This is a genomic window from Paraburkholderia xenovorans LB400 (assembly GCF_000013645.1).
GTDB classification, from domain to species: Bacteria; Pseudomonadota; Gammaproteobacteria; order Burkholderiales; family Burkholderiaceae; genus Paraburkholderia; species Paraburkholderia xenovorans.
In genome coordinates this window covers 600,609-613,708 of record NC_007951.1, presented here as the reverse complement: position 1 = coordinate 613,708, position 13,100 = coordinate 600,609, and the positions used below count along the sequence as shown (strand labels likewise).

General features: G+C 62.6%; 13 protein-coding genes, 1 tRNA gene, 1 pseudogene and 1 riboswitch. Of the genes and pseudogenes, 14 read left to right on the top strand and 1 reads right to left on the bottom strand.

The window, feature by feature from the left end; genetic code table 11:
- Positions 1 to 155: 155 nt before the first annotated feature.
- Positions 156 to 264: riboswitch (ZMP/ZTP riboswitch) on the bottom strand.
- Between the two features lie 241 nt (positions 265 to 505).
- The 12 genes and pseudogenes from BXE_RS02695 (at position 506) to BXE_RS02640 (ending at position 10,298) form a co-directional block, all read left to right on the top strand.
- On the top strand, positions 506 to 1,252 hold the full coding sequence (locus BXE_RS02695; protein ID WP_011486901.1) for an SDR family NAD(P)-dependent oxidoreductase: 747 nt from the start codon (positions 506 to 508) through the stop codon (positions 1,250 to 1,252).
- 57 nt (positions 1,253 to 1,309) lie between these two features.
- Positions 1,310 to 1,789: a tol-pal system-associated acyl-CoA thioesterase gene (gene ybgC / locus BXE_RS02690; protein WP_011486900.1), complete on the top strand. Its 480-nt coding sequence runs from the start codon at positions 1,310 to 1,312 to the stop codon at positions 1,787 to 1,789.
- A gap of 156 nt (positions 1,790 to 1,945) precedes the next feature.
- Entirely contained in the window at positions 1,946 to 2,623 is a 678-nt protein-coding gene (tolQ, locus tag BXE_RS02685) for a protein TolQ (protein ID WP_011486899.1), read from the top strand.
- A 10-nt stretch (positions 2,624 to 2,633) separates the two neighbouring features.
- Positions 2,634 to 3,080 carry a protein TolR gene (gene tolR, locus BXE_RS02680; RefSeq protein ID WP_011486898.1) on the top strand — a complete coding sequence of 149 codons (447 nt, stop codon included), beginning with the start codon at positions 2,634 to 2,636 and terminating at the stop codon, positions 3,078 to 3,080.
- Positions 3,077 to 4,120 (top strand): cell envelope integrity protein TolA, encoded by a 1,044-nt coding sequence (tolA, locus tag BXE_RS02675; protein ID WP_011486897.1) that lies wholly within the window; start codon positions 3,077 to 3,079, stop codon positions 4,118 to 4,120. The genes tolR and tolA overlap by 4 nt, the downstream gene beginning before the upstream one ends.
- A gap of 138 nt (positions 4,121 to 4,258) precedes the next feature.
- Positions 4,259 to 5,551, top strand: a complete 1,293-nt coding sequence (gene tolB, locus BXE_RS02670) for a Tol-Pal system beta propeller repeat protein TolB (protein WP_011486896.1) — start codon at positions 4,259 to 4,261, stop codon at positions 5,549 to 5,551.
- A gap of 32 nt (positions 5,552 to 5,583) precedes the next feature.
- The gene (gene pal, locus BXE_RS02665) at positions 5,584 to 6,093 is read left to right on the top strand and encodes a peptidoglycan-associated lipoprotein Pal (protein WP_007179123.1); all 510 of its coding nucleotides are present in this window, start codon (positions 5,584 to 5,586) and stop codon (positions 6,091 to 6,093) included.
- Positions 6,094 to 6,112: 19 nt separating this feature from the next.
- Positions 6,113 to 6,862, top strand: coding sequence for a tol-pal system protein YbgF (ybgF, locus tag BXE_RS02660; RefSeq protein WP_011486895.1), 750 nt, complete (start codon positions 6,113 to 6,115; stop codon positions 6,860 to 6,862).
- 183 nt (positions 6,863 to 7,045) lie between these two features.
- Positions 7,046 to 7,121, top strand: a tRNA-Lys gene (locus BXE_RS02655).
- A 446-nt stretch (positions 7,122 to 7,567) separates the two neighbouring features.
- Positions 7,568 to 8,698, top strand: a complete 1,131-nt coding sequence (locus tag BXE_RS02650; RefSeq protein ID WP_038456956.1) for a PAS domain-containing sensor histidine kinase — start codon at positions 7,568 to 7,570, stop codon at positions 8,696 to 8,698.
- Between the two features lie 62 nt (positions 8,699 to 8,760).
- Positions 8,761 to 8,976 carry a hypothetical protein gene (locus BXE_RS02645; protein ID WP_038456958.1) on the top strand — a complete coding sequence of 72 codons (216 nt, stop codon included), beginning with the start codon at positions 8,761 to 8,763 and terminating at the stop codon, positions 8,974 to 8,976.
- A gap of 15 nt (positions 8,977 to 8,991) precedes the next feature.
- Positions 8,992 to 10,298, top strand: a pseudogene (locus BXE_RS02640) (NRAMP family divalent metal transporter).
- A 58-nt stretch (positions 10,299 to 10,356) separates the two neighbouring features.
- On the opposite strand, the gene BXE_RS02635 reads toward BXE_RS02640, so the two are convergent.
- Positions 10,357 to 11,085, bottom strand: coding sequence for a Crp/Fnr family transcriptional regulator (locus BXE_RS02635; RefSeq protein ID WP_011486892.1), 729 nt, complete (start codon positions 11,083 to 11,085; stop codon positions 10,357 to 10,359).
- Positions 11,086 to 11,436: 351 nt separating this feature from the next.
- On the opposite strand from BXE_RS02635, the gene BXE_RS02630 reads away from it, so the two are divergent.
- On the top strand, positions 11,437 to 12,600 hold the full coding sequence (locus BXE_RS02630; protein WP_011486891.1) for an HPP family protein: 1,164 nt from the start codon (positions 11,437 to 11,439) through the stop codon (positions 12,598 to 12,600).
- Positions 12,601 to 12,685: 85 nt separating this feature from the next.
- Positions 12,686 to 13,099, top strand: coding sequence for a MarR family winged helix-turn-helix transcriptional regulator (locus BXE_RS02625; RefSeq protein WP_011486890.1), 414 nt, complete (start codon positions 12,686 to 12,688; stop codon positions 13,097 to 13,099).
- Position 13,100: the final 1 nt, after the last annotated feature.

The following is a 13,100-nucleotide window of genomic DNA, read 5'->3' as shown; positions in this document are numbered from 1 at the left end:
TGAATGGGTTCAGGTTGACCGGATCGTGTGCCGAATCTTGCGTAGAGGGTACGCAGCGCTGCTGGCGGCTGGGCCAGCCCTGACGTGGCGGATGGAGAGTCGCCGCACACGCGAGGCAGGACAGCCACCGTCAGCGCAGATCAATGCGCGCGGATCACGGCTGCCCAGGCGAACGGCAAAACGGCACCCTGCGCTTCACGGTGGGTTGCTCCACCTTGAATCCGGTTGTTTGAACCGGTTCTATCGCCAGTCACGCAGGGATGAGCGCGTTAGTTTATTGGAAGCGGATCGAATAGGCAACCAGCTTCCGGCCGCTGCCGCCGGTGCCCGCCGTACCGCCTGCAGAGCTCTCCCGGGCGGCGCGCAAACGTCCGGCCAAAGCCCGATGAGAGCCCGCTGCGTGTCCCTGCCGCAGCCTCTCGTACGGCTGGTTCATCCTTGCCGCAGCGCCGCCGTGGAAGTGAGTTTGGGATCTTTCTCTCCCGCCGGCCGGGAAACGGCTGCCATGATCGTGTTCGTCACCGGCGCGTCCGCGGGATTCGGCGCCGCTATCGCGCGCGCCTTCGTCAAGGGCGGCCATCGTGTCGTCGCCGCGGCACGCCGCAAAGACCGTCTGCAGGCGCTCGCCGACGAACTCGGCGACGCGCTTCTGCCGTACGAACTCGACGTGCGCGACCGCGCCGCCGTCGAAGCCGTGCCGGCCGCGCTGCCCGCGGACTTTGCCGCCATCGACGTGCTGGTCAACAATGCCGGCCTCGCACCGGACATGGAGCCGGCGCAAAAAGCGAGTCTCGACGCATGGACCGCCATGATCGAGACCAACTGCACAGGTCTCGTACAGGTCACGCACACCCTGCTGCCCGGCATGGTGGAACGCAATCGCGGCCACATTTTCAATCTGGGCTCGTCAGCGGCCAACTGGCCGTACGCGGGCGGCAACGTCTACGGAGCCACCAAGGCGTTCGTGCGTCAGTTCAGCCTGAATCTGCGCGCCGATCTGGCAGGAAGCGCGCTTCGGGTGACCGACATCGAGCCGGGCCTGTGCGGCGGCACCGAGTTCTCGAACGTGCGTTTTTGCGGCAAAGACGCCAGCGCCGCCAGAATGGTCGAAAACGTGCAACCGCTCACACCCGAAGACATCGCGGACTCGATCTACTGGATCGCCACCCGCCCGGCGCACGTCAATATCAACACGATCGAGCTGATGCCGGTGGCTCAATCGTTCGCCGGTTTGACCGTTTATCGCGGCTGAAGCCGGCCAGACGGGGCGCACATCTTGAAACAGACCTGGGGGGTGCGATCCGGTAAAATGCACCGCATGAATATATCGACCAGCCAGCCCAGCGCGGAAATCGGGTACACGTGGCCCATCCGCGTGTATTACGAAGATACCGACGCCGGCGGCATCGTGTTTTACGCGAATTACCTGAAATTTTTTGAACGCGCGCGCACCGAATGGCTGCGCGCATGTGGCGTCGACCAGAATCGGCTCGCGGAAGAAACGGGCGCGATTTTCATCGTCCGCAGCACCGCGGTCGATTACCGGGCGCCGGCCCGGCTCGACGACGTGGTCAGCGTAGTCTGCCGGATCGAGCGTCTGGGCCGGGCGTCGGTCGATTTCGCGCAGGAGGCATGGCGGGAAGGCACGCTGCTTGCTACGGGATCCATCCGGGTAGGCTGCGTCGACCGCATTGCACTGCGGCCGGCCGCGATTCCTCCCCCGGTCCTCGCCGCTTTGCGGCGCGGACCGGGCGCGAGCGCAAGCGGTGTGTCAACGGACAACGACTGAACCCCGTTGTTACGGGGCCAGTGAACTCGTAACGATCCAGCAACACAAAGCATGGTTCGGCTCGCAATATCGCCGACGCTTCCGTTTTGCCCACGGCAAGCTTCGATGGGCCTTGCAGCCGGACGCCCCCTTCCCGGGACGTTAAAACGAACCTTTATGAACACTACACAAGATCTGTCGATCGTTTCCCTCGTACTCAATGCGAGCCTGCTGGCGCAGGCCGTCATGGCTCTGCTGCTGCTGTTGTCGCTGTTGTCGTGGACTTTCATCTTCCGCAAGTGGTTTGCGATCCGCCGGGCGCGCACGCAAACTGAGCGTTTCGAACGCGATTTCTGGTCGGGCGGCGACCTGCAGGCGCTTTATCAGAGCGCCGCGAACAATCGCCATACCATCGGCGCACTGGAACGGATTTTCGAGTCCGGCATGCGCGAATTCCTGAAAGGCAAGGAAAAGCGCCTGAACGATCCGAGCGCGATTCTCGACGGCGCACGGCGCGCCATGCGTGCCGCGTTCCAGCGTGAAATGGACGTGCTCGAAGCCAATCTCGCATTTCTCGCGTCGGTCGGCTCGGTCAGCCCGTATATCGGTCTGTTCGGCACGGTGTGGGGGATCATGAATGCGTTCCGCGGCCTCGCCAACGTGCAGCAGGCCACGCTGGCGAACGTCGCGCCGGGCATCGCCGAAGCACTCACCGCTACCGCAATTGGCCTGTTCGCTGCGATTCCGGCCGTAGTTGCCTACAATCGCTACGCGCACGACATCGACCGTCTGGCGATCCGCTTCGAGACCTTCATCGAAGAATTCTCGAACATCCTGCAGCGCCAGGCACAGTAAGGAGTCCACGATGGCAGGCTCTCGTTCCTCCAGCATGCGCGGCAGCCGCTCGCGCCGCGCGATGGCCGACATCAACGTCGTGCCGTATATCGACGTGATGCTCGTGCTGCTCGTGATCTTCATGGTGACCGCGCCGCTCGTTGCTCCGTCGATCGTCAATCTGCCGACCGTCGGTGGCGCAGCGCCGCAGCAGCAAACGCCGCCCGTCATCGTGAACATTCGCGCGGACGGCAACATGAGCGTCAAATACAAGGACGATTCGGGTGCGCAGCAGCAGGAAGACATGACCAAGGCCGATCTGAACAGCTTCATCGCCGAGCGCGCGCAATCGCATCCTGATCAGCCCGTCGTGATCGCCGCCGACAAAACGGTCAAGTACGAAGTCGTGATGAATGTGATGTCCGAACTGAAAGCTCGCGGCGTCAAGCGCGTTGGATTGCTCGTCAAATCGCAATGATCCGCAAGAATTCCGAATACCCGCTCCAGCCACCGCGTGAACGCGGCACCGGGCGAGCCTTTGTGTTCGCTCTCGTGATGCACGCGCTGCTCGGGTTCTTCCTGTATCACGGCATTCAGTGGCAAAACAGTACGCCCGAAGGCGCGGAAGCGGAGCTGTGGACCGAAGTGCCGGATACGTCGATCCCGCGCCCGGTTCCGCCGCCGGTACCGGTGCCGGTGGCTCCTGCTCCGCCGATGCGGGACGAACAGGCCGACATCGCGCTGCAGGAAAAGAAGCGTCAGCAACAGGAAGCGGCTCGCGAGGCTCAGTTGGCCGAACAGCAGCGTCAGCAGAAACTGCAGGCCCAGCAGGAAGCCGAGGCGAAGCGTCAGCAGCAACTGGCCGCGGACCAGGCCGCGCAGAAGGCCGCGGCGGCCAGACAGAAACAGCTACAGCTACAGCAGCAGCAACAGCAACAGCAACAGCAGCAGGAGGCCAGCAAGCTGAAGCAACAGCAATTGGCCGAGCAGCAAAAGCAGCAGCAGTTGAAAGAACAGCAGCAGGAACAGCAACAGAAGCAGGCCGAGGCTGAGGCGCAGAAGAAGGCCGACGCGCAGAAAGCCGCGAAGGCCAAGGCGCAGGCGGACGCCGCGGCGCAAGCGAAGAAACTGGATGCGGAGCGCCGCGCGCGGCTCGCGCAGATGCAGGGTCTCGCCGCCACCGGCACCGGCTCGACCACGAGCGATGGGCTCGGAAAGAGCGGCACGGGCAGCGGCTCGGGTGGCACGGCGACGTCGCCGGGTTACTCCGACAAGGTGCGTCGTGCGGTGCGCCCGAATATCACCTGGGGCGGTGAAACGAGCGGCCTGGAGACAGTGGTCTCCGTGCGTTGCTCGCCGACCGGCACCTTGCTTGGCGCAACGATTTCGCGCAGCAGCGGCAACCCGGCGTGGGACGACGCGGCGCTGCGGGCCGTCCAGCGTACCGATCCGATGCCTCAGGACATCAATGGCAAGACCCCGACCAGCTTCCTGATTACGTTGCGCCCGGCCGGTTGATTCCAGTAGTTGACAGTCAGTTGACAGCAGACACGGCGCCCCGCCCACCAGGGCGCGCTCGGGAACGAATTAGTTCTTTTCGGGTCTGTCTGCTGTCTTGAAGCGTTAGTAAAACCGTTTTTGGGGAATCCATACAGCATGAGTTTGATGACCAAGCTAGGCCTGCGGACACTTGTAGCGTCGTGCCTGATCGCCGTCGGCGGTGCCGCCAACGCACAACTCAACGTCCTCGTGACGGGCGTCGGGTCCACCCAGTTTCCGATCGCAACGGCGAATTTTGCCAATGAAGCGAACTCGCCGCAGCAGGTCAGCACGATCGTGCGTCAGGATCTGCAACGCAGCGGCAAATTCACGAACATCGACGCGGGCGCCACGCCGGTGTCCGAAACGGATTCCGTCGACCTCGGCAGCTGGAAGGCCAAGGGCGCCAACGCATTCGTGTCGGGCAGCGTGAACCGCCTGCCGAACGGCCAGTATGAAGTGCGCTTCAAGCTGTACGACACCGTCAAGGGCGAGAGCCTCGGCGGCCTCGTGCTGGTGAGCCCGGAAAGCGGCTTGCGCATGAGCGCGCACAAGGTCGCGGACTATATCTACGCGAAGCTGATGGGTGGCCGCGGCGTGTTCGCCACGCGCCTGTCGTACGTCATCAAGACGGGCGGCCGTTATCAGTTGCAGATCTCCGATTCGGACGGCCAGGACGCGCACATCGCGCTGTCGAGCCCCGAGCCGATCATCTCGCCGGCATGGTCGCCTGACGGCACCAAGGTCGCTTACGTTTCGTTCGAAAAGAAGAAGCCGATCGTTTATATCCACGATCTGCCCACGGGGCGCCGCATCGTGGTGTCGGACCAGAAAGGCAACAACAGCGCGCCGGCCTGGTCGCCGGACGGACGCACGCTGGCGGTCGCACTCTCGCGCACCGGCAACACACAGATTTTCGCCGTCAATGCAGACGGCAGCGGCCTGCGGCGTCTCACGCAAGGCAGCTCGATCGACACCGAACCGTGTTTCTCGCCTGACGGCCAGTCGATCTATTTCACCAGCGACCGTGGCGGCCAGCCGCAAATCTACAAGATGTCGGCCCAGGGCGAAAACGCCGGCGCCGCACAGCGCGTCACGTTCACGGGCAGCTACAACACCAGCCCGCGCGTGAGCCCGGACGGCAAGCAGCTCGCTTATATCTCGCGCGTCGGCGGCGGGTTCAAGCTTTATATCCAGGACCTGCAGGGTAACACCGCCACAGGCCTGACGGACACGACACATGACGAATCGCCGAGCTTCGCGGCGAACGGTCAGTACATTCTTTACGCCACACAGGTGAACGGCCGTGGCGTGTTGGCCGCAGTATCGACCGACGGTCGCACTCGGCAGGTCCTGTCCGTTCAGGGTGGCAGCGTACGCGAGCCGTCCTGGGGCCCGTTTATGCAATAACGTTGATGCAATAACACAAGGAGAGTAACCAAATGATGTCAAAACTTCGCTTTGCTTTTGCTGTATTGATGGTCGGTGCGCTGGCCGCGTGCCACTCGGGCGTCAAGCTCGACGAAAACGCTAACAAGGGTGGTTCGGTCTCGGCACAGCCGAACCCGAACGATGTCGCAACGGTCAACGTCGACCCGCTGAACGATCCGAATAGCCCGCTCGCCAAGCGCAGCATCTACTTCGACTTCGACAGCTACTCGGTGAAAGACGACTATCAATCGCTGCTGCAACAACACGCGCAATACCTGAAGAGCCATCCGCAACGCCACGTCCTGATCCAGGGCAACACCGACGAACGCGGCACCAGCGAGTACAACCTGGCACTCGGCCAGAAGCGTGCTGAGGCTGTGCGCCGTTCGCTGTCGCTGATGGGCGTGACGGACTCGCAAATGGAAGCCGTGAGCCTCGGCAAGGAAAAGCCGCAAGCTACGGGTCATGACGAATCGTCGTGGGCACAAAACCGCCGCGCCGACCTCGTGTACCAACAGTAAGTAACGGGTGATGAGCCGAATGACGCATCGTTTCTCCTGGCTGCGGTTTGCCGCAGCGGCCTGTGTCGCGGGCACGGCCTTCGCGGCCGTGCCCGCGCATGCGGGCATCTTCGACGACGATCAGGCCCGTCAGGCCATTCTCGATCTGCGCTCGAAGACCGATAGCCTGTCGGGTCAGTTGTCGGCCGCGCAACGCACGATCCTCGATCAGTCCAACCGTCTCGACCAGTTGAACCAGCAGGTCGCTACGCTGCGCGGACAGAACGAGGACCTGGGCAACCAGCTCGCCACGCTGCAAAAGCAGCAGAAGGACTACTACACCGATCTGGATACGCGCCTGAAGAAATTCGAGCCGCAGCAGCAAACGGTGGACGGCGTCCAGGGCGAGGTGCAGCCGGGTGAGACCGAGTCGTTCAACGCGGCTTCGCAGCAATTCCGCAATGGCGACTTCAAGAATGCGGCGGCGTCGTTCCGCACTTTCATCTCCAGGTTCCCGAACAGCCCTTACCAGCCGACAGCGCAGTACTGGCTGGGCAACGCGCTGTATGCGCTGCGCGACTACAAGGGCTCGACGGCGATCTGGCAAGGCGTGGTGAAGAACTATCCGCAGCATCCGCGTGCGCCGGAAGCGCTGCTTGCGATTGCGAACAATCAGCTCGAGCAGGGTCAGAAGGCTGCGGCCCGCAAGACGCTGGAGCAGATCGTCGCGCAGTACAGCGGCTCGGACGTCGCGCAATCGGCTCAAAGCAAGCTTTCGCAGATCAAGTAACAGGGCTCGGTTAAGCCGTTCGCAGCAAACGCGCAGTGTCCGATTTCATAGCCACGCGCGCCTCTCGCTGAAAAGCCCGGGTAGCAATGCCCGGGCTTTTCACTATCTGAAGTGCCGGTGGCGCCGAGGTCGCGGTGGGTTGACAGTAAGCTGCCGCTATCGCTATAATTTCGCTTCTCTTTTGGGTCGTTAGCTCAGCTGGTAGAGCAGCGGACTTTTAATCCGTTGGTCACAGGTTCGAATCCCGTACGGCCTACCAAAAGATTCAAGGGCTTGCACGCGTCAGCGTCGCAAGCCCTTTTTCTTTTTCAGCGCCGCACCGTGTTCACGATACCCGCATGATCCAATCGCGCGCCACGATTTGCCGAGCGTTTCGCCGCAACGCACGGGATCGCACCTGCTTCTCCCTCGAACGCGACGACGCCCGGAACGATTAAGATTCCGAATGAGCGGATCACGATTGAATGGCCTGGAGAGCACTGGTTGCGCAAGCAACCACCAGACAGCCAACCCTCTGCCCCATGAGGTCAATTTTGATTTGAATCAATGTTGGTCCAAGTTTCAACCGACGACAATGGCGGGCAGAGCGCTCTGGCAGCGATGAGATGCCAGACAGGCGCCTCGGGAGCTCAGGCTTTTCAACCACAGGTCGGGGGCTCAACCTTTTCGGTTCGTGCCAATCGGGCTCTCGGGTCGGAGAAAACGATGACGGGTAAGGCAGATGCTGGACCGCGGGGTAACACAATGCGCGAAGCTCCCATTCACACCGAGGAGAGCTTCCGCCTGCTAGTCGAAGCAATCGACGACTACGCAATCTTCATGCTGGACGCATCAGGCAACGTCGTGAACTGGAACACCGGCGCACGGAAGATGAAAGGGTATGAGGTCGATGAAATCATCGGCCGCCACTTCTCGGTCTTTTACACGCCCGAGGACGTTGCAGCAGGCCAGCCCGGTCTTCTGCTCGCGGCAGCGGTCGCGCAAGGCAGAGTGGTGAGCGAGGGCTGGCGCGTTCGCAAGGACGGTTCGAAATTCTGGGCGAACGTTGTCATCACAACCGTCCGCACCCCTACCGGCGAGCTCCGCGGTTTTGCAAAGGTGACGCAGGACCTGACCGAACGAAAACGGCTGGAAGAATTCGAACAACTCAGAGCGTTAGCCGCGCACATTCAGGCCGCTCGCGAGGAAGAGCAGATCCGCATCGCCCGCGAACTTCACGATGACATAGGCCAGCAACTCACCGCGCTCAAGATGGCGCTTGCGGGTCTCGACAGCATCGTTCGCGACCAGGAGGCAGGCGCCGCACGCACCGCGCCTCACATTGCGGACATGCATCAACTGATCGACGCGACGGTCGCCTCGCTACGGCGAATCGCAGCCGGATTGCGTCCCGTCATGCTGGAGACGCTGGGGCTCATCCCGACACTCGAATGGCTCATCGACGATTTCATGCAGCGGTACGACATTGCCGTCGAGGCACGGATCGAGGCCGATGACATGAAGCTGAGCGAAGCGGCTGACGAAGGCCTGTTCCATATCGTGCAGGAAGCACTGACCAACGTGGCCCGGCATGCGCACGCCGACCGGGTGACGATCGATCTGGCGCGCGACGGCCGCACCTGTGTATTGCGCGTTACGGACGACGGGCAGGGAATGACGCCGGCGGCGCCTTCGCGCCCGACCTCTTTCGGCCTGCTGGGCATGCGTGAGCGAGTTCATCACCTGAATGGCACGATGTCGATCGACAGCGCGCCCGGCCGCGGTTTTCGTCTTACCCTCATCTTTCCACTGGACGCCGTCGAGCGAAAGCCCTCGAGCCCGGAAGGAGCCGCGTAATTCCGCATTCCGCCTCTCAGAAAAGAACGGCGTCCGAATCCTGGCAAATTCAGGCGGACAGAATGCCGATCCCATGCGACGGCGCCGCCTATCCCATCCGTATCTATGCCATGATGGCCGGCGTGGTGAAAGTGCGTGCCGCGTCCGGCATCGATCATTTCGACACACTGCCTGATGACATCCGTATGTATACGTCTGCCCAGCATTCTCGCTACGATCGCGTCGCCGGTCGGATCGCCGTGGTGCTCGCAGGTGACTTGTTCAATTCCGCCGGATGATCCAATAAAGCCATCATGGAACGCGCTCCTGAAGAATACGATCCCGAAGGGCCCGACCCGGTAATCGGTCCGTCCAAACCACGGCTTTTCGGCGTGCTGGGACCCGGTCTCATCGCCGGCGCCTCGGACGACGATCCAAGCGGCATCGCCACTTACAGCCAGGTCGGCGCCGGGTTCGGCTACGGTCTTTCGTGGACGCTGCTGTTCAGCTACCCGCTCATGGTGGCGATCCAGATCATCAGCGCGCGAATTGGGCGCACCACGGGGCACGGCATTGCCGGCGTCCTGCGGCGGCACTATCCGGGCTGGCTGCTGCAATGGGTTGTAGTGCTCCTGCTCATCGCCAACATCATCAATCTGGGCGCCGACCTGGGTGCGATGGCCGATGCAATGGCGCTTTTGCTGCCGGGCCCAAAGTGGCTGTATGTGCTGCTGTTCTCGACGATCTGCGTGAGCATGCAGTTGCTGCTGCAGTACACACGCTATGTGGCCGTGCTCAAGTGGTTCACGCTGTCGCTGTTCGCCTATTTCGCGGTGCTGGCGGTGGTGCATATCGACTGGGGCCAACTCGCGCGCTACTTTTTCGTCCCCACCTGCACTGGACATCGAACTATCTGACCGCCGTCGTCGCGGTCTTCGGCACGACCATCAGCCCCTACCTCTTTTTCTGGCAATCCGAACAGGAAGTGGAGGACATGAATGTCCATCCGAGACGCCAGGACCTGTTCGACGCACCCCAGCAAGGACCGGCCGCGCTACACCGGATCGAAGTCGATACGGTAGTGGGTATGGGATTGTCGAACCTGGTGGCGCTCGCCATTCTGGCCACCACCGCCGCCACGCTCAACGTCGGCGGCATTACCGATATCCAGACTTCGGCACAGGCCGCCCAGGCGTTGCGCCCGATAGCCGGCTCGTTCGCGGCGCTTTTCTTCACAACCGGCATCGTCGGAACGGGATTGCTTTCCGTACCCGTGCTGGCCGGCTCGGCCGCCTATGCGATTGGTGAAGCACGCGACTGGCCGGTCGGCTTCACCCGCAAAGTGCAGGAAGCAAAGGCGTTTTACGCCACGATCGCGATTGCTACCCTTGTCGGGATGATCGTGAATTTCACGTCGGTCAACCCGATCAAGGCGCTGTACTGGAGTGCCGTGGTCAACGGCGTGGTCGCCGTGCCGGTCATGTTCGTCATGATGCTGATCGCCTCGCGCACGGATATCATGGGCCGCTTCGTGGCGGGCGGCAGCCTGCGCATACTGGGCTGGCTCGCCACGGCGGTCATGCTGCTGATCACGCTGGCGATGGTGGCGACTTCGTTCTGATAGTGCGCCGGCTCCGTGGTTGCGGTCGGGAAACGACCGGCGGCCGGGGACGGCGGACTCAATCCTGTCCCGCCAACCTGCGAAGTTTCGCGGGGTCCAGCACCGTTACGAGCCTCGGCCCCTTGCGGCGCACCGCGTCCTGCGCCTCCAGAACATGTAGGCCGCGGCTGACGGATTCAACCGACAGACCGAGGTAATCGGCAATGTCGTGCCGGGACATCGGCAACATCACTTCTCCCTCGGCGCGCCCCTCCTCGGGGTAGGCGTGCTGAATCCAGACCAGGAAGCTGGCCAGCCTGGCTGGCGCCTCGTTTTTCGATACCGTTATCGTGTGATGTTGCGAGCGCCGCAGTTCATGGCACAGTTTGCAGAGCAGCCCGATGTCCAGACGCGGATCGCGTTCGAGAATCTCCGCGAGCGCCTCGACCGGTATCCTGTACGCGACCAGGGGCGTGAGCGACTGGGCGGTCGCCACATAGGCGCCGTTTTCGCTGAGTCCCATCAGATCCCGCGGAAAAAGAAACGCGGTGATCCGCTTGTCTCCGTTCGGAAGGAGCTGATAGGTTTCCGCGACTCCGCTAACGATGTTGTAGGCGAAACGCGCGTCACCGCCTTCCGGATAAAGCACCGTATGCCGCCGGACCGTGACGAGTCGGGAAATGGCGATCAGCGCGTCCTGTTCGGACGGGGATAGCAATTCGACCGCCGTCCCGTCGCCGTGCCGCTGGAATGGCACTGCGAAAATCGAAGGCCGGTAGCGAGAGGGTGCGGATACGTCATCCTTCATGATGTTCTTTCTTTCGAGGTTTATCTTCTCGGGAAAGCCGGTTCGGCAAGCGTTCGACGAAACCGGACAGGCCGGGTGCGAATTCAGCGGCGCTGCGGCCTTCAGGCCGGCAAATGCGCTCAGTGGTCATGCCAAGACTAATGGAAGGTCCAACCCTTCCATTGATCTGCCTCAAGCAGGCCATATAGCGTGGCCTATGGCGGCCGGCAGCGCACGTCGCGACTCGAGGTCCTGATGCGCACCCGCGACAATTTATATCACAATCACATATAATCACCCGACCGCGGCCACGCGCCTGCCCATTGAAACCTTCGCGCCGCCGCACAAACGCTCACACGACTCAACCCGATCTTGCCTCGCTCCGCCGTCGCTCGCTGGCTCGCCCGCCTCGCACCGCCGCCCATCGCCCTCGCGTGGAAGGAGCGTTTGCGTTCGTGCGTCGGTGCATTGGTCGGCATTGCGTTCACCGGGGCCATCACGCATCTGCTGCTGGGTTCGAGCGGCAATATCCCGTTGCTGGTCGCGCCTATGGGCGCGTCGGCCGTGCTGCTGTTCGCGGTGCCGGCGAGTCCGCTTGCGCAACCGTGGTCCATCATCGGCGGCAATCTCGTTTCGGCGACGGTGGGCGTTGCCTGCGCGAGCTGGATCGGCGATCCGCTACAGGCGGCGCCGCTCGCCGTGGCGGCCGCGATCTGCGCCATGTTCGCGCTGCGCTGCGTGCATCCGCCATCCGGAGCGGTGGCGCTCACGGCGGTGTTGGGCGGACCGGCCGTGCATTCGCTCGGCTACCGTTTCGTGCTCGCGCCGATCGCGCTTCAGTCCGCGGCGCTCCTCTGCGCCGCCATCGTGTATCACGCGCTCACCGGGCACCGCTATCCCCATTCAGCACGGCAAACCACGAGCCGGTCAGACCCAGCCGCCCGGTCGCGGCCCGGCTTCACGCGCGCGGATCTGGACGCCGTGCTCAAAGGGCAAAGCGAATTGCTCGACATTGCACCTGACGACCTCGAATCCCTGCTGCGGGCCTTGCAGTTGCAAACCTACGCGCGCAGCTTCGACGAGCTCACCTGCGCGAGCATCATGTCGCGTGGCGTAATCACCGTGTCGGCGCACACGCGGGCGGCAACCGCATGGAGCATTCTGCAACGCCACGGCGTGAAGGCACTTCCGGTCACGAACGAGGAAAGGCACGTAGTCGGAATCGTCACGCGCGCCGACCTCGGCGGTGTGCGCCAACCGGGCGCGCTCACCAGGCTTCTACGCCGGTTGCCCGGCCGGCGCCGTGCCAACGAGCCCACCGTCGGCACGCTGATGACAACCCACGTCCACACGGTCGACACCACCACGCCCATCGCGGACCTGGTGCCGCTCTTCGCTGACTTCGGACACCATCACATTCCGGTGCTCGACAGCCGCACGAGGCAGCTCGCGGGAATGGTGACTCAGGCAAATCTGATCGCCGGGTTATACCGCCAGCCCAATACGTCAATGCAAGCGTCGCAGCGCACGGCCTGAAACGCCATCATGATTCCCTCGAACCTCGCCACATCCATATACCTCATGTTGTGATATAAACAGCATTTCTCTCACGCAAGCCCCAATGAAAACCCAACGCCGCGAACTGGAAAAGTCCGATTTCGAGCAGTTGTCCGAGTTCCGCTATCAGATGCGGCGATTCGAACGCTTCTCTGAACAGGCCGCCCAAACCGAAGGCATCACGCCTTTGCAATATCTGCTGCTTCTGCACATCAAAGGCTATCCGCAGCGGGACTGGGCGACTATCGGCGAGCTGGCCGAACGGCTGCAGGCCCAGCATCACGGCATCGTGGCACTGGTGTCGCGTTGCGAAGCGCTTGGCCTCGTCAAACGCAAAGTCAGCGAGACCGATCGCCGCCAGGTGGAAGTGCACCTGCAAAAACTCGGCGAAAAGACGCTGGCCAAACTGGCCGCGCTGCACCGCGCCGAACTGAAGTCGCTCGAAGGCGCGTTCAACGTGCCGCAGATCGATCTCTAGC

Bases quoted from the DNA above. Each gene is read 5' to 3' on its own strand.
- BXE_RS02695 (WP_011486901.1), top strand. From the start codon at position 506: ATGATCGTGTTCGTCACCGGCGCGTCCGCGGGATTCGGCGCCGCTATC.
- ybgC (WP_011486900.1), top strand. From the start codon at position 1,310: ATGCACCGCATGAATATATCGACCAGCCAGCCCAGCGCGGAAATCGGG.
- tolQ (WP_011486899.1), top strand. From the start codon at position 1,946: ATGAACACTACACAAGATCTGTCGATCGTTTCCCTCGTACTCAATGCG.
- tolR (WP_011486898.1), top strand. From the start codon at position 2,634: ATGGCAGGCTCTCGTTCCTCCAGCATGCGCGGCAGCCGCTCGCGCCGC.
- tolA (WP_011486897.1), top strand. From the start codon at position 3,077: ATGATCCGCAAGAATTCCGAATACCCGCTCCAGCCACCGCGTGAACGC.
- tolB (WP_011486896.1), top strand. From the start codon at position 4,259: ATGAGTTTGATGACCAAGCTAGGCCTGCGGACACTTGTAGCGTCGTGC.
- pal (WP_007179123.1), top strand. From the start codon at position 5,584: ATGATGTCAAAACTTCGCTTTGCTTTTGCTGTATTGATGGTCGGTGCG.
- ybgF (WP_011486895.1), top strand. From the start codon at position 6,113: ATGACGCATCGTTTCTCCTGGCTGCGGTTTGCCGCAGCGGCCTGTGTC.
- BXE_RS02650 (WP_038456956.1), top strand. From the start codon at position 7,568: ATGACGGGTAAGGCAGATGCTGGACCGCGGGGTAACACAATGCGCGAA.
- BXE_RS02645 (WP_038456958.1), top strand. From the start codon at position 8,761: ATGCCGATCCCATGCGACGGCGCCGCCTATCCCATCCGTATCTATGCC.
- BXE_RS02635 (WP_011486892.1), bottom strand. From the start codon at position 11,085: ATGAAGGATGACGTATCCGCACCCTCTCGCTACCGGCCTTCGATTTTC.
- BXE_RS02625 (WP_011486890.1), top strand. From the start codon at position 12,686: ATGAAAACCCAACGCCGCGAACTGGAAAAGTCCGATTTCGAGCAGTTG.